Raw genomic sequence first — 16,710 nt, forward strand, 5'->3', positions numbered from 1 at the left:
AAGACTAGCAAATATAGTTTTTTTTGAGTTTTTGACAAGGTTTTAATTTTATTTTAAATAAAAAAGCCATAGAATTATTCTACGGCTTTCTATTTCTTGTTAAAAAAGGTGAAATTAATGCCCTTTTTCCTTCATGATTTTATTTAATCTTTTGAGCATGGAAGCTCCCAATAAGGTAGCAAAGATCAACAATGCGAAATTAACAAGGAAGTAATTCATTTTGTTATCATAGCTGTACCATGTACTTGCCAGAATTCCTGAAAGCTTGTTACCTACAGAGTTGGCAAGGAAGAAGCCTCCCATCATTAATGCGGTGATTCTTGCCGGAGAAAGTTTGGATACGAAGGATAAACCCATTGGCGAAAGGCATAGTTCTCCAACAGTGATAACTCCATAACCTGCAACCAGCCACCAAGGCGAAACTTTTATAGCTCCATTGTCTCCTGCCATCACAGCTAAAACCATCACTAAACAGGAAAGTGCGGAAATAAATAATCCTAAAACAATTTTTGTTGGCGTTAAAGGCTCTTTACCTTTTCTTCTCAGCATTGCCCAGAAACCTACAACAACAGGTGTTAAAGCAATTACCCAGAACGGATTAATAGACTGGAATAACTCCGTGTTGTATAAATAAACTTTCTGTTTCGGATTTTTTTCTAATTGTGCACGCTGTTCAGGGGAAATATTTTTGAAGTAAATATCTTTTCCCATAGTTTTAATGGTTTTTCCATCTTCACCTTTCTGCGATTGATACTGATCATCATATACAGGAACTTCTTTGTCCTCATAGGCTTTTCCGTCAACCATATAAATACCTTCCAAAGGCTTTTCTAAAGCAGCGGGAACGCTTCGATCGGTATAGTAATTGGCCCATCTTGTCAGGGCTGTTCCATTTTGTTTGAAAACTGCCCAGAAAAACATACTAACCAAAAATATGGAAAGTAAGGCTCCAATAGAAGCTTTCTCATCCGGCTTAGCTTTGAAATAAAGAGAAACATAGAAGTAAATGACAGGAATACAGGCGAAGATGAATGCATCGGTATTGTCACTTCCAATAAGATTACCGGGAATAAACCAACCGATTGCTCCGGCGATAATAGCAGGTAAGAAAACTTTCATTAAAATTTCAGAAAGCTTGGTGTCACCTTCCTGTACAGGCTTCATCTGCGCAGCGTGAATGTAATGTTTTCTACCAATGGTAAAAATAATAAGTCCGATCAACATTCCCACTCCGGCCGTGATGAATGCTTCACCCCAACCGAATTTATTACGCATAAATGCCGCAATAATATTACAGATAAATGCCCCGATGTTGATTCCCATATAGAAAATGTTATATCCGGAATCTTTATTGGCTTTGTAAGGTTCTTCAGAATAAAGATTTCCTAATAAGGTAGAAATAGTAGGCTTAAAGAAACCGTTCCCGATAATGATCAATGCCAGGGAAGTATAAAATAAAGGAAGATCTTTGAAAACCCCCATCCCGATATATCCTGCTGCCATCAATATTCCTCCTAAATAAATGGATTTGATGTATCCCAATACTCTGTCCGCCAAAAATCCTCCTATGAAAGGAGTAAGATAAGTAAGAGCAATATAAGTCCCGAAAATATCATCAGCGGTTTTATCAGGAAGTCCAAGACCGCCTTTCAAACCTGTAGGTTCAATAACGTATAAAACAAAGATTCCGAGAATCAGGTAATATCCGAAACGCTCCCACATTTCAGTAAAGAACAGATAAGGCAGGCCTTTAGGATGTTTAGTCTTCATATTTTCAAATTTCAAATTTCCCAAAAATAGGTTTTTAATTTTAATTGATAAAATGAATTACATATTGCTAATATGATTAATGAAATTAATATAAAAATCCCTTTCAAAAATATATTTGAAAGGGATTAGAGTATATAAACAGAGATTTATAAATTTTGTAAAATAAAATCTGTCATTTTCTGATACAATTGTGATCTTGTATTTCCACCATAAATACTGTGGTTTTTATCCGGGTAAGCCATAAATTCAAACTGTTTTTTGTTTTGGATCAAAGCTTCGGAAAATTCCATGGAATTTTGGAAATGTACATTGTCATCCGCTGTTCCGTGAATCATTAAGAATTTACCTTTTAATAATTTGGCGTATTCTGTAGGAGAGTTTTTATCATATCCATCAGCATTTTCCTGTGGGGTTCTCATGAATCTTTCTGTATAAACGGTATCATAATATCTCCAGTTCGTCACTGGTGCCACAGCAATTCCGGCTTTGAAAACATCAGCACCTTTGGTCATAGCCAAACTGGTCATATAACCTCCGTAGCTCCATCCGAACATTCCAATTCTACTTTTATCAATATAAGACTGGTTTCCCAACCATTTTGCTGCAGTAATCTGATCATCGATTTCATATTTTCCTAAATTCATGTAAGTGACTTTCTTGAATTGAGCGCCTTTGTAACCGGTTCCACGACCATCCACACAAGCTACGATATATCCTTTCTGAACCAAATGGTTGAACCATAAAGCATTTCCATTATCCCATGAATTGGCAACCTGCTGAGAACCAGGTCCTGAATATTGGTACATGAACAATGGGTATTTTTTATTCGGATCGAAGTTTTTTGGCTTCATGATCCATGCATTCATCTGATCACCTGCTGAATTTGGAATTGTGATGAACTCTTTTACCACGAAATTATCAGCCTGAAGTTTTTTCAGCTGATCATTGTTATTTTGCAATTCTTTTACCATTTTCCCGTTTCCGTCTTTTAAAACATAAGTAAACGGCCTTGCTGCAGTAGAGGATGTTTCAATGAAATAATTATAGTTTTTGCTGAAATTAGCTGCATTATTACCTTCAGTACTGGAAATCAGCTGGGATTTTCCGTTTTCAATATTAACCTTGGAAATTACTTTGTTGATGCTTCCTTTTTCAGTAGTCTGAACATAGATTTCTTTGGATTTCGGATTGTAACCATAATAATCGGTTACTTCCCAATTTCCTTTTGTCACCTGCTTTTTCAGTTTCCCATCTTTGTCATACCAATATAAATGACGGTGTCCGTCTCTTTCAGAACCCCAAAGGAATGAATCGTCTTCCAAAAATTCAAGAGTTGGCCCGTCCATATCAATCCATTTTTCATCTGTTTCAGTAAATAATTTCTGAACAGCACCTGTTTTCGTATTTACTTTTAAAATGTCTGCTGCGTTCTGGATTCTGTCCGAAGTAATCAAAACAATTTCATCTGCTTTGGCTGTCTGGAATACGTTAGGAATGTAATAGTTTTTGAAAGAGCTTAAATTCAAAGGAATTGTTTTCCCTGAATCCAAACGATATAATTGTGCTGAAACCACAGAGTTTTTTTCTCCTGCTTTAGGATATTTATAGCGCATTTCAGTTGGATAAAGAGACTTTCCGTAGATTGGAATGTAGATTTCCGGAACTTCACTTTCATCTGATTTTACGAAAACAACGGCATCCGAGTTTTTCGTCCATTCATATTGTCTTGCATGCCCGAATTCTTCTTCATACACCCAATCTCCCAATCCATTGATGATAGAATTTTTCTTACCGTCAGTAGTAATCTGTGTGATTTTTCCGGAATTTAAGTCCTGATAAAACAAATTATTATCAGCGATGAAGGCTACTTTGGTGGCATCAGGAGAAAATCTTGGTTCCTGAACAGGCTTTCCATCATTTAAACTGATCACTTTTCCGGATTTTAGGTCTTTTACATCAAATTTGCCTAAAAAGGAATGTCTGTAAATAGGCTGGCTTTCCTTTAACAAAAGGATTTTAGATTCATCATCGGAAAACTCATAACTCTCGAATTGTCCGTCCACAATATTTCCTTCTTTTTGAGAGGTTTTATAAGAATATTTGGCAATTCCGGCCTGTTCTATGACCAAATAATTTTCACCATTTTTCATAGAAGTGATTCCTGCGATACCTTTTCCACGGTAATATCCTGAATATATTTTATCTAAAGTAATTTCCTGCGCCGTTATATTTTGAAAAGCAGCAGCAATAGTAAGTGTTAATAAGATTTTTTTCATTTCAAATTTTAAAGAAATCCAAAGATATAAAAAGATATAAATATTTGAAAAGTAGATCTTGAATTATTGATAATATTATATCAATATATTGTGAATTTTTCAATGAATTTGTTATATTTTATGTTTTTATACATCTTTATTGTGTTTTTGATTTAAATATTTATTGTTAATTTTTTTATTTTTGTGTAAAACCTTCCGGTTGACAATTTGATGGTTAAAATTTATGGGTTTATTTGACAAGTTGAGAAAAACATACATTCTGGTATGCTTATTATTGATCACAATTTTTAATGCTCAAGCTTATACTATTCACGAAATTGATAGTTTGCAAACATCGTATGATACAAAGCTTTATTATGCAGGGGATTATCCGGCAATGCTTTCATTGGCAAAAAAAACGATCAAACGTTCTAAAGAGTTGCATTATATTAAGGGTGAAACAAGGGGATATATAAGTTTGGCCAATATATTCTGTATTTTGAATAGGAATAAGGAAAGTTTTTATTTTTTGGGTCTTGCTGAAAAGAAACTTCAGGAAAGTAGGATAAGTGTTTTAGAAACAAGGTTGAATCTTATTTATGGAAGGAATTATTATGCTTTAGGGCTTTATAAACAAGCTATTGAAAGGTTTAACCGGGCAGGTAAAATTGCTTACTCAATTGATAAAAAGAAGGAGCGTGATCAGAGACTGTACTATGTTTATGACTGGAAGAGAACTACATTCAATAAAATGAATATGCTGGATTCTGCACAGGCTATGGAGAATAAATGTCTCCGAATGCCGGAATTCAATCGTAGTATTTATGTTGCTTTAGCAGAAAAAAATATAAAAAATAAAAAATTAGATTCCGCAGAGTTTTATTTGAAGAAGGCTACAATGCTTTCCAAAAAAGGAGTTCTGGAGGGAAGAGCAGAAATATTACAGGTTTTTGGAATATTTTACAATGAAAAGAATGAAAATGAAAGAGCTTTGGAATATTTTTTTGAGTCTCTGAAAGTTTCTGAAAAACTAAAGCTAAAAAGAAAAAGCTCTGAAACATATAAGATTATTTCCGCAACCTATAGAAAGCTTAATAACATTGAGAAAGAAAATGAATTTCTGATAAAATATTCTGTTCTAAATGATAGCTTAAACCAAGTAGAAAAAAATATCTTGAGTGTTCCTGTAGAAAAATTTCTTAATGAACGAACGGAAAGTGAGAATAAAAGTAAAAGGTACCTTTATTATTTCATTGCAGGAATTATTTTGACTGTAATAATAAGTTCTATTGCTATCTATAGGATTTGTAAGGAAATACAGGAGCGGAAAGACTTATTAATAGATCAAAAGGAACGAGAGACTGAAATTCTGAAAAAAAAATTAAGTACTGTCTATGAAGAAGTGATAGAGCTGGCCAAGAAGAATGATGTTTCTTTTCTCATCCGTTTTAATGAGGCATATCCTGAATTTTCAAAAAAGCTTTTAAGCCGATATCCTGATCTTACTTCTAATGATATCAGATTTTGTGCTCTGCTCAGGCTGGATTTTTCAAATAAGGAGATTGCACAATATGGGAGCATGTCTATTCGCACTGTGGAATCAAAAAAATACAGATTACGGAAAAAGTTAGGGCTTACTTCAGATGTGGATCTCAATAAATGGATGTCTACGCTATAATTCACAATAAATTATTCTATACAATATAATAACCAAGTATATTCCCTACTGCATTACTACTGATTTTTACTGAAAGTGGTTGTAAATCAAACATTATATAAAATGAAGTGAATTTGCAGTGCGGAATGTTATCCTTACTAATTATACATTTGATGTAGCATTTATGTCCAAGTGGGTATTTGACTAATAAATGTGAAGTATAAAACATAAAAGGGATGATGAATTATTTTATTACTAAAAAAATATTCTTTTTTTCAGGGTAAAACAAGAATTTCTATGCCGTGGTATTTTCTAAAGGTTCAGTTTTTTCAAAATGAAATCCAAACTGTAGCAAAAAATGTGAGTATTTTTTACTTTCTGTAACTGAATATAACTTTATCTGGCAATAACATTTTCTGTTTTCGATCTACATAATTACCAATTGCCTGAATTGGGCAGTATCCAATCCTTACTCTATTCGATTTAAAAAAATTACAGGTTTCTTTAATTTCATTCATGGAGTTAATGAAAATAGCTGAAAATTATGATTTTATATTTTAATGTAAAACTATATTGCTTTATTTATTTAGCTTTTATTACACATCTTAACCTTCAGGTTTACTCAGTTTCTAATATCAGTTACCTACCCAAAAGCGTACTACAAAAAGTTGGAGAAAAACATTCTGTACAATATGATATGGATACAATAAAAATGGCTAAAATATCAGGAATTTTCTGGAAGAAGGAGAATGTGGAGGATGAAATCAGCAAACTTTACTGTATTATCGGATGTATAGTTTTTGTGGGAATAATATTATTTATTCTAATACACAATCAGTATACTTCAAAACAAAAACAAAAAGATCTGGTTATCATTGAAAAGGAATTGGAACTAGAATATCTTAAGAAAAAGCTAAACACAGCATTTGAAGAAGTATTACAACTTGCCAAGGATGATGATGTCTCTTTTCTTACCCGATTTAATGAAGTTTATCCTGAGTTTTCAAAAAAGTTATCATTAAAATATCCCGATCTTACTTCTAATGATATTAAATTCTGTGCACTTCTCAAATTAAATTTTTCAAATAAAGAAATAGCTCAATACGGACATTTATCTATTCGTACCGTAGAATCAAAAAAATACAGACTTCGTAAAAAATTAAAGCTTACTTCAGATGTAGATCTTAATAAATGGATGATGAGACAGTAATTTTTATGAACAGGTAAATTTTTTGCCTACTGCATTTATACTGTTGTTTGTGTGTAATTGACTGATATTCAATATTTTTTTTGTTTGAAGTGAAATTGCAGTAATAAACCTTCGATCTACCTCATATAAATTTGATACAAGTTTTATCGGGTATTCTGATTATGAATTCAACAACACGTTCCTCAATTTCTCAGTTGTTTTTCCCGAAATAAATAAGCAGAATTAATTAGATAGAACATTTACAAAAGATTAAAAAAAATTTATAATGAAAAAATTAATTACTCTTTTAGGGACTATTTCCTGCAGTTTTTTTTTCGCTCAAAGTGGTAATGTAGGGATTAATACTGTTTCACCAGGCAGTACACTTACAATAAATGGTTCCATAGCCGGGAAATACCGAAATGTGTCAACTTCTACTACACTTGGGGTCAACGATTTTTATACAGCTTATAATGGGACTGCTGTGGGTACTTTTACGTTGCCGTTAGCAACAGCCGCTGCTCCGGCAGCCGGAAATATTTTAGGGAGAATTTATTATATTAAAAATGTAGGAACCGCTAGTCTTACTATTGCTGCTAATGGATCAGAGCTTATAGACAATCAATCCGGGGCAGGAGTAGCAACTTTGACTATAACTCCGGGTGGTTATGTAATGTTGATCAGTAAGGGAACAACGAGTGGAACAACTTGGGAAGTGGCTCTTTTGATTAATAAAACTACACCCACTATAGCAGCATTAGGGGCTACAGATACGGCAACTTTTTCCGGAGCGGCGCTTACCAATTTTAATAACAGTATTCCACAAATTATTCCTTTTTCAACCGGGGATGTCATTGTAAATCAAGGCGGATCTGCTGTATGGAATGATGCTGGAGATTATTGGCAGATATTGGAATCCGGGGTGTATAAAATTGAGGGGTATGCTTATTTTGCCAGTGGAAATGCAACTTCAGGTACAACCGGATGGGCAGGCATTAACCTAAATATTACCAAAAACGGAACGGCTATTAGCAATATTATTGGAGGTAACAGGGCAAATATCATGGCTGCAATTGCAGATATTGCCAATACACCGATAGCTGTAAATTGTATAGTGCATTTGAATGCCGGGGACAGAGTTTATCTTACCATGAATTGGGGATTCGGAAATAAACCCGCAGGTGATGCCCATATTACAGCACCAGCTTCTTTGTTGGAAAGTAGGAATTTTTCTCTTCAGCAATTATCAACTCCATAGAACTTATTAAATCTTAAATAATACAATTACGATGAAAAAAAACTTAATTTTATTAGGTTATTTCCTTTACAATGGAATGTCTGCTCAGGTAGGTATTAATCAGACAAGCCCATCGGCTACTTTAGATATTGTTTCTAAAGGCAATACTTCGGCAACAAAAGCACTTGAAGTTAATAATTCTTCAAGTACGGAAATGTTTACCATTTTGGATAATGGAAACGTAGGGGTGAACGTTCCTAACCCTACAGCCAAGTTTCATACGAATGGTAGCATTAGGTATGAAAACCTTCCGGTTGTTTCAGGAACTATTAATCCTCTGGCTATAAAAAGCGACGGTACAGTAGGTACATATGTTCCCGAACCTACTAAATATTTGTATATGGAGCTTACATCTGCCACGGCTACATCTTCATTTCCTTTGGCTGATACAAATAATTATACAAATATTCCGCTTACATCAGCTCAGTCGGTAACCAATACCATTGGAGCTGTTTTTGGAACCGATGCTTCTGCAACTTTAGATACGTCAACACTTTCATACTCTAATGTGCGATATATCTCTTTTCCTGAACCTGGTGTTTATAAGATCAATTTAAATTATTATACGGTATGTTCAGGTACTCCTACAGATACAAGTGCAAGTATGCAAGGAGTAGGAACTGTCCTGTTTAAGGCCGCTGCAGGAAGCAGTAGTTATGTAAGACAAGCCGTAGTAAGGTATAATGGCCTGCCCAGGAGAAACGATACTGGCGCAATAGTGGCCAACCAATATAATTTTGCATTACCACATACCGTGTTTCTAATTTTTGAAACAACAACAGCGAATGAAAAAATAGCATTATTTGTTAATTATGGATTTGGAGATACGTTTACTTCTAATGTATGTTCATTCGCAACTCCACCAGGATTACCCAATAAGGTAACCATGAATATTTCTAAATTATAATTACAACTATTATGAAAAAGATAATATTTATAGGTCTTATATTGGCAAGTGCTGAATCTTTTGGGCAATATGGAATAAATACAGCCACTCCATCCGCTACTTTTGATATGGTTTCCAAAGGAAATACTGCTGCTACCAAAGCCTTTGAAATTAATGATTCATCGGGGCAGGAATTATTGAAAATTTCGGATAATGGAAACCTGGGTGTCAATATTGGAAATTCATTACCTACGAATGTGCTGCATGTGAAAGCAGATATTAAACATGAAAACCTTCCTGTTCTATTGCCTCCTTATAGCCCGTTAGGAGTTGATGCTTCTGGAGCGGCGAAAGTACAGATAGCAGGTACAAAATACTTTTATTATAAAAGAACAACCTCTTTTGGAAACTTCACTCTGTCTAATGTGAACACTTATACGAATGTTCCATTTACAAACGGTACGGATGTGAAAGGAAATACAACCGGGTTTGGATTTGGTACCGATGCTTCCGCTACAGTAAACGGACAATCTGTGTCTAATGTAAGTTATCTGACCATTCCCGAGCCGGGTGTATATCTTTTTGAAATGTATCAGACTGCTTACTGTACAGGTAGCCCTACCTCTAGTTCAAATACAGGACAAATAGCGTTGAATACCGTTTTTGCCACAGCCGGAACATCGGGAACAACCTATACTACTAATACTATTTTCAGGGATTATATAGTGGCAAGAAGAAGCGTGGGAGGTGCTGTGAATAGTGCGAGTTATGCATATGCCAATCCACAAAAGTTAATTGTTGCGTATCAGAGCACATCTCAGAATGAAAAGGTGGCGCTATTTATAAATTATGTAGGTGGAGACAGTTATAATACTCAGACATGTCAGATGAATATGCCTAATAATAGTGATAATTACGGATACTTAATTGTAACCAAATTATAATAGAACGATTCTTAAAACAACAAATGAAAAATATTCAGGAATAGATTAGTTGAGTGAATAGTATAAAATTAGTATTTAATATTCGATTATCTAATATTTCTGAATTAGCAAAGGATGGACAGGTACGGCCCAAAGAGAGCGCAGGGCTGTACTTTACGTCTCATTTAATATAACAATACGGCATCCGTAATAACAGGATAGACTGAGAATTTAATTTATTCGAAAATGCAATTTAAAAACATTCATATAGGCTCAGTAATTAATCAAAGAGTTGAGGAATGCAAAATGGAAATGCCCCGTATTTGTAGTTTCTTTAAGCGTAGAGAAGAAGAAATAGAAAAAATGTATCAAGCGGAAAGCTTGGATTCTGAATTGCTTTTGCGTTGGAGTAAGTTGCTTGACTATGATTTTTTTAGAATATACTCTCAGCATTTAATTTTATACTCTCCCCAGACTAAAGGAAAAGACACTCAACTAATGAACATAAATCTTGAAACACCTCATTTCAGGAAAAATATTTATACTAAGGAGTTGATTGATTTTATCCTAGAGCTATTGAAAAAACACGAAAAAACAATAACACAGGTGATCGATGAATATAGAATTCCCAAAAGCACTTTATACAGATGGATAAAAAAATACTGACGACAATTGCCCCGGACTATAAGCGTATTTATAATGATATAATTATCATGAAATACCCCTATAAAAAAAAGAAATGTGAATTTATTCTTGATAAACCACAACTTACCTCTCTGGACATTATAAAACTCAATTCACTGATATTTGAGAATACAGAGATGCAGGTATTTAATCAAAGACATAAATCATACAATTTGCATGTCATTAAGGAAATACTCTTGTATCAAAGAAAAAACAACCTCAACAACACTCAGCTGGCAAGCCATTTTAGGCTAAGCAGAAATACGGTTGCAAAATGGAAAAGGTTATATTCTTCTACAATTGATAGCTGATCTCACAACCAATCTTACTGTTTATTTTCTGTTGTTATTTTGAAAGATTGGCAAAAAAATTGAATATACCATAATGAAATCAAATTAAAATAATAATTATGGAAACGAATGCTTACAACCAGAAACTGAACCGTTACGTGTTGAATGACCAGATTATTTATACAGGTTTCTCCAGCTTTAAAGATGCTGAAGAATGTGCTCAAAAGAAAGGAGGAACTCTTGTGGAAGTGGCTTTTAAGGACGGAAATGATAATCCTCAGATTACTGATGAAGCAGGTCTTATTGAAAAACAGCTTCACTATTATGTAGATGCGGGTGAAGAATACAAATTTATCCATTCATCTGATCCCGGATTCAGAAAATATGCAGATGAACTACAAAAAATAAAGGCAAAACAACGACAGGATAGTCCTGAAGAAAGATATTTTGCCAATTTCGAAATTGAAAATGTAGAAGACCCGATTGTGATTATTAAAAATGATCACTTTGAATCGGTAACTTCAAGAGAGCGTTCCAAATATTTGAAGCACGCTAAAGTCTATGAATTAGGGGTATCCCTGCCAAAATCTTAAAAAAAATATTATCATGAGCAAGACGAAATATTCAGAAAAAGCTCAGGACAAAGTAGGAAAAGTAATGCACGAATTCAAGGAAGGAAAATTGAAATCTTCTTCCGGGAAAAAAGTGACAAGCAGAAAACAGGCTGTAGCCATAGGTATTTCTGAAGCAAGAGAAAAAGGGCTGAAAGTGCCCAAAAAGAAAAAAGATTAATTTAACAATAAGAAGCGGCTGGGAAATTTTCCCAGCCGCTTCTTATTGTTATGCAAAATCGCAGAATCGTTAAATCGTTTGATCCAGTTTTACAGATTCGCATTTTCACGATTTAACGATTTCGCCTTTTTGCCCTATTTATCCCTTATAATTATACAGCACTTTATAATATTCATCCGCCATTCTGTCGCTGTTAAACTGGTCTTTAACATCGTTCATGGCATTATGCTGAATTTTTCTCCATTTATTAGGATTGTCGTAGTAAGTTGGAAGGATCTCATTTTCGAGAAGCTCATATAATTTATTCAAATCATAATTATCCTGCTCGTAGATACTCATATTCAGATAATCCACTTTTGGAACGACAAATGAGTTTTCTCCGGGTTTTGAAAATTCTGGGATCCATCCGTCATCAGTAGAAAGATTTATGGAGCCATTCATGGCAGCGGTCATTCCGGAAGTCCCTGAAGCTTCCCTCGGAACTCTTGGATTGTTTAGCCAAAGATCAGAACCTTGCTTTAATGATTTGCTTAAAGAAAGCTCATAGCCTGTTAAAACCGCCATGTTTTTATGATTCTTACTTTCCTCCACCAGTGTATTGAAAGTGGAAATGGCAGAATAATCCATAGGGTAGGGTTTTCCGGCCCAAATCATCTGCACCGGATATTTCGGATTATTTAATAGTTTATAGAATCTGTCTTTATCGTGTAAGAGGAGATCTGCACGTTTGTATCCGGCAAATCTTCTTGCCCAGACTATGGTGAAAACATTCGGGTTGAATAAATTTCCTGTTTGGTCTGCAACAATTTTGAAAAGTCTCTTTTTTAAATGCTTTTTACGATAATCGAAAACAGTTTCATCATTTTCATCTTTTGCATTATAAAGCGGTTTATCAGACCAGTATTTGAATTCCTGGGCATTCGTAATGGAAGTGATTTCGCAGATTCCCGGATATTTGCTCCACATCGTTCTGGAAACAACACCGTGAAGTTGTGAAACCCCATTGGCGATTCTTGCCATTTTCAAAGCACAAAGAGAGTGATTGAAACGATCATCATCTGCTCCTTCAATGCTTTTGACATCCTCCATACTGAATCCTGAAAAATAAGACATATCATAACATAATCTCAGATTATGCTTTTCATTTCCTGCTTCTTCGGGAGTGTGCGTGGTGAAAACAAGCTTTTCTTTTACCCTGTTAAGATCACCATTGTATTTTTTCAACAAATGAAATGCTGCCGGAAGTCCGTGAGCCTCATTCAAATGATAAATATCTCTTTCGATATTCATTTCATCCAATAATTTGGCTCCTCCTTTTCCTAATAAGATATATTGTGCGAGTTTGGTAGATTCATTGGCATCATACAATTTGTGGCAGATGGTTTTTGAAACGTGATCGTTTTCAGGAACATCTGTTGAAAGGAAAAACATAGGTGCCGTATTGAAGATTTCAGGATCCAGGTACCATACTTTTACCCAAACCGGAGCACTGTGGATTTCAATCTGAAACTTAATTCCCGTATCTTCAAGGAAGCTGTACATTTTTCTCGTCCATACAGGTTGTAATGTCTGATCATGATTTCTTGCCTGGTCATAATAGCCAAATTTCCAAAGAATTCCGATCCCGATAAGGTCTTGTTTTAAATTATAGGCACTTCTCATATGAGAGCCTGCCAAGAACCCCAAACCTCCTGAATATATTTTCAACACCTGCTCAATGGCAAATTCCATTGAAAAATAGGCGACTTTTTTAGAATATTGTGGATGTACGCTGTAAGGTATTTTAAAGTTTTTAAAATCCATAAAACTGTGTTTTTGTATTTGAAGGGGCAAAGGTATTAATTATGAAAATAAACTTTACATTAATTATTTAATAAATTATTTTTAAAACTATCTGTCGAATAGTTTTTTTGCTTACCTTTATGTTGTAAATTTTTGATAATCAAAAACTTCTCACAATGAAAAAGATGTTTTCAGATGAAGATTTAATCAAGAATCTAAGCCTATATTATCTGAATCGACATTTGAAGAAAAAGCCGATAGAGAAGTACCACCGTACCATAGACGAATCTCCGCTTCACGACCGCGAAAAATACAAGAAGAAGTCCGAGATTTTACTGCTTAATTCTTTCATGCATCATTTTCCGGAAGTTACTTTTGAAAATCTCACTTGTGAAAGTCCCGACTTTATCGCTAAATTCAACGACAAGAAAATTGGAATCGAGCTTACCGAAGTGATTAATCATCTGGAAATGAAAAAGGTTGAAAGCTGCTTAAACAAGATTTTCCGTCAGGCTGAAATACTATTAGAACAAGAAGACACTGCGAAATATCGTGGTGTTTATTTTTTAGAATTCCACCCACATATTAAGTTTGATAAGCTGGAGGATCAGCAGGAAATTATTCTTGCGATCTACAAAAGCATTAATAAGAATAAACCGGTGGGTTGTGTAAAAAGCATCCGTAAATCCTTTCACCGGAGAAATGTGTTCATCACCTATGAATACAATATGAACCTGTTTGATGAACTCTGCTCTGAAAAGATCCTGGAATTGATCGAAAAAAAGAATGAAAAATATCCTTATTATGATACTTCTGTAGATGAATGTTGGCTGGTAATTGTCTCTGATATGAATTCCTTGGCTTCACGATATACCTTTATCCAGGATAAAGAACACCTTAAAGAAGTGAAAAGTCCTTTTCATAAAATTTTCCACCTTGAAAATCTTTGCGGGAACATTACGAGCATAAAATAATACTTAAATTTTTACAACGTATTCGAAGTAAAGCGTAGTGAAGAATCTCTAATTAATAACTTCAGGTAAACAAATATAACTTTGTTGATGAGAACTTCATGATGAACGATAAGTGTGAGGAATGGAAATAGAATTTATCAATTCAATCTAAGATTATTACCATTCATTTTCTTTTTACATTTGGGATAAACTCTATAAAAATGAAAGATCTATTTGTCAAGCGTTTCGAATATTATAAATCATTAGGAGACAAAACATTTGATCAGCTTTCCAATGAGCAGATCTTCTGGCAGTACAATGAAGAAAGCAATTCAATAGCCATGATTGTAAAGCATATTGCCGGAAATATGTTATCACGATGGACCAATTTTTTAATGGAAGACGGTGAAAAACCATGGAGAAACCGTGACGAAGAGTTTGTGAATACATTTACCACCAAGCAGGAAGTTCTGGATTATTGGGAAAAAGGCTGGAAATGCCTGTTTGATGCATTGGCACAGATCACGGATGAGAATTTATATGCTACTATTTATATAAGAGGTGAAGCACATTCTATGATTGATGCGGTTTTTCGTCAATTGGCGCATTATCCTTATCACATAGGTCAAATCATTTACATTGCTAAGATGATGAAAAATGATGACTGGAAAACACTTTCTATAGCAAGAAACAATTCCCAGGAATTTAATTCGGAGATGAAAGATAAATTTTCCGGAAGTGAACAAACCTCTAATTCATCGCCGGTTTGCTTTCATAACAGCCCTGAAGTAAGGGATGAATACAAGCAATAGATTCAATCAATTTAGTATTGTTATTAAAATCCTTATCTTTGCACCCAGAAAAAATTTCAGGAAATATCCATGTCAAATCTTCATAAAACTGCTGCATATCATACCCTTGGCTGCAAATTAAATTTTGCGGAAACATCTACTATTGCCCGTCAATTAACAGATGCAGGTTATGATAAGGTAAGTTTTGATGACAGAGCGGATATTTATGTGATCAATACGTGTTCCGTAACTGAAAATGCAGATCGGGAGTGTAAACTTCACGTGAAAAGAGCCATGAAAGCCAATCCGGAAGGTTTGGTGGTGATTGTTGGATGCTATGCTCAATTGAAGCCTGAAGAAATTTCACAGATCGAAGGTGTAGACTTGGTCTTGGGAGCCAAAGAAAAATTCAACATCTTAAGTTATCTTGATGATTTGAAGAAATCTGAAAGTGAAGGTATTGTTCACTCTTGTGAAATTGAAGAAACCGATTTCTTTATCGGAAGCTATTCCATCGGAGACAGAACCAGAGCTTTTCTGAAAGTTCAGGACGGATGCGATTATAAATGTACTTACTGTACCATTCCTTTGGCAAGAGGGATTTCCCGTTCAGATACAATCGAAAATGTATTGAAAAACGCTAAAGAAATTGCAGAAAGAGACATTAAAGAAATTGTTCTTACGGGAGTAAACATCGGAGATTATGGAAAAGGAGAGTTCGGAAATAAAAGACATGAACATACATTCCTGGATCTTATTTCAGAGCTTGATCAGGTAGAAGGGATCGAAAGAATCCGTATTTCTTCTATTGAACCCAATCTTTTGAAAGATGAAAGCATTGAGCTTGTTTCTAAAAGCAAAAGCTTTGTGCCCCATTTTCATATTCCGCTACAATCCGGAAGCGATGATTTATTGAAAAAAATGAAACGTCGTTACCTGACCAAACTGTACAACGACAGAGTCAATAAAATCCGTGAGGTAATGCCTCATGCAGCCATTGGTGTAGATGTGATTGTAGGATTTCCGGGGGAAACAGAAGAAAAATTCATGGAAACCTATCAATTCCTGAATGAACTTCCGATTACCTATTTACACGTTTTTACTTATTCAGAAAGAGAAAATACCGAAGCAGCCGAAATGGATGGAGTAGTTCCTGTAGCTGAAAGAAAAAAACGAAATAAAATGCTAAGAATCCTTTCTGAGAAGAAGAAAATGGCATTTTATCAGACACAGCTTGGAAAAACACTTCCTGTACTTTGGGAGCATGAAAATAAAGACGGAAAAATGTTTGGTTTCACAGAAAACTATGTGAGGGTACAGAAAGATTTTGATCCGGCATCAGTAAATCAGATAGAATTTTTAAATTTAGAAAAAATCCTGCCGGATGGCACGGTTTCTGTGCAGTCTTCTTACGAAAGTTTTTTAGCAAAAGCATAGCTCT

The 16,710-nt window shown here is 34.6% G+C and carries 14 protein-coding genes; 11 read left to right on the forward strand and 3 right to left on the reverse strand.

Going from position 1 to position 16,710, the window contains the following annotated elements; translation table 11 throughout:
* Positions 1 to 114: 114 nt before the first annotated feature.
* Together EGI05_RS08995 and EGI05_RS09000 are read right to left on the reverse strand one after the other, a co-directional pair.
* Complete coding sequence (locus EGI05_RS08995; protein ID WP_123263363.1) at positions 115 to 1,770, reverse strand: peptide MFS transporter; 1,656 nt, start codon at positions 1,768 to 1,770, stop codon at positions 115 to 117.
* Between the two features lie 146 nt (positions 1,771 to 1,916).
* Entirely contained in the window at positions 1,917 to 4,046 is a 2,130-nt protein-coding gene (locus EGI05_RS09000; RefSeq protein WP_123262739.1) for a S9 family peptidase, read from the reverse strand.
* Between the two features lie 223 nt (positions 4,047 to 4,269).
* On the opposite strand from EGI05_RS09000, the gene EGI05_RS09005 reads away from it, so the two are divergent.
* The 8 genes from EGI05_RS09005 (at position 4,270) to EGI05_RS09045 (ending at position 11,743) form a co-directional block, all read left to right on the forward strand.
* Entirely contained in the window at positions 4,270 to 5,703 is a 1,434-nt protein-coding gene (locus EGI05_RS09005) for a helix-turn-helix transcriptional regulator (protein ID WP_123262740.1), read from the forward strand.
* 676 nt (positions 5,704 to 6,379) lie between these two features.
* The gene (locus EGI05_RS09010; RefSeq protein WP_166668348.1) at positions 6,380 to 6,892 is read left to right on the forward strand and encodes a helix-turn-helix transcriptional regulator; all 513 of its coding nucleotides are present in this window, start codon (positions 6,380 to 6,382) and stop codon (positions 6,890 to 6,892) included.
* A gap of 265 nt (positions 6,893 to 7,157) precedes the next feature.
* Positions 7,158 to 8,129 carry a hypothetical protein gene (locus tag EGI05_RS09015; protein WP_123262742.1) on the forward strand — a complete coding sequence of 324 codons (972 nt, stop codon included), beginning with the start codon at positions 7,158 to 7,160 and terminating at the stop codon, positions 8,127 to 8,129.
* A gap of 31 nt (positions 8,130 to 8,160) precedes the next feature.
* A complete protein-coding gene (locus EGI05_RS09020; protein ID WP_123262743.1) occupies positions 8,161 to 9,075 on the forward strand; it encodes a hypothetical protein in 915 nt (304 codons plus the stop codon).
* 11 nt (positions 9,076 to 9,086) lie between these two features.
* The gene (locus tag EGI05_RS09025) at positions 9,087 to 9,998 is read left to right on the forward strand and encodes a hypothetical protein (RefSeq protein ID WP_134197435.1); all 912 of its coding nucleotides are present in this window, start codon (positions 9,087 to 9,089) and stop codon (positions 9,996 to 9,998) included.
* A 225-nt stretch (positions 9,999 to 10,223) separates the two neighbouring features.
* The gene (locus tag EGI05_RS09030) at positions 10,224 to 10,643 is read left to right on the forward strand and encodes a transposase (RefSeq protein ID WP_123262745.1); all 420 of its coding nucleotides are present in this window, start codon (positions 10,224 to 10,226) and stop codon (positions 10,641 to 10,643) included.
* A 427-nt stretch (positions 10,644 to 11,070) separates the two neighbouring features.
* Positions 11,071 to 11,544: a hypothetical protein gene (locus EGI05_RS09040; RefSeq protein WP_123262747.1), complete on the forward strand. Its 474-nt coding sequence runs from the start codon at positions 11,071 to 11,073 to the stop codon at positions 11,542 to 11,544.
* Between the two features lie 13 nt (positions 11,545 to 11,557).
* A complete protein-coding gene (locus tag EGI05_RS09045) occupies positions 11,558 to 11,743 on the forward strand; it encodes a DUF6496 domain-containing protein (protein WP_062701290.1) in 186 nt (61 codons plus the stop codon).
* Positions 11,744 to 11,881: 138 nt separating this feature from the next.
* Here the strand turns inward: EGI05_RS09045 and glgP are convergent, their stop codons facing one another.
* Positions 11,882 to 13,546 carry an alpha-glucan family phosphorylase gene (glgP, locus tag EGI05_RS09050; RefSeq protein ID WP_123262748.1) on the reverse strand — a complete coding sequence of 555 codons (1,665 nt, stop codon included), beginning with the start codon at positions 13,544 to 13,546 and terminating at the stop codon, positions 11,882 to 11,884.
* 155 nt (positions 13,547 to 13,701) lie between these two features.
* On the opposite strand from glgP, the gene EGI05_RS09055 reads away from it, so the two are divergent.
* From EGI05_RS09055 to mtaB, 3 genes are all read left to right on the forward strand, one after another.
* Entirely contained in the window at positions 13,702 to 14,499 is a 798-nt protein-coding gene (locus EGI05_RS09055; protein WP_123262749.1) for a hypothetical protein, read from the forward strand.
* 200 nt (positions 14,500 to 14,699) lie between these two features.
* Entirely contained in the window at positions 14,700 to 15,290 is a 591-nt protein-coding gene (locus EGI05_RS09060; protein ID WP_123262750.1) for a DUF1572 family protein, read from the forward strand.
* A 69-nt stretch (positions 15,291 to 15,359) separates the two neighbouring features.
* Positions 15,360 to 16,706: a tRNA (N(6)-L-threonylcarbamoyladenosine(37)-C(2))-methylthiotransferase MtaB gene (mtaB, locus tag EGI05_RS09065; RefSeq protein ID WP_123262751.1), complete on the forward strand. Its 1,347-nt coding sequence runs from the start codon at positions 15,360 to 15,362 to the stop codon at positions 16,704 to 16,706.
* The last annotated feature ends 4 nt before the right edge of the window (positions 16,707 to 16,710 follow it).

It is taken from the genome of Chryseobacterium daecheongense (assembly GCF_003729955.1).
GTDB classification, from domain to species: domain Bacteria; phylum Bacteroidota; class Bacteroidia; order Flavobacteriales; family Weeksellaceae; genus Chryseobacterium; species Chryseobacterium daecheongense.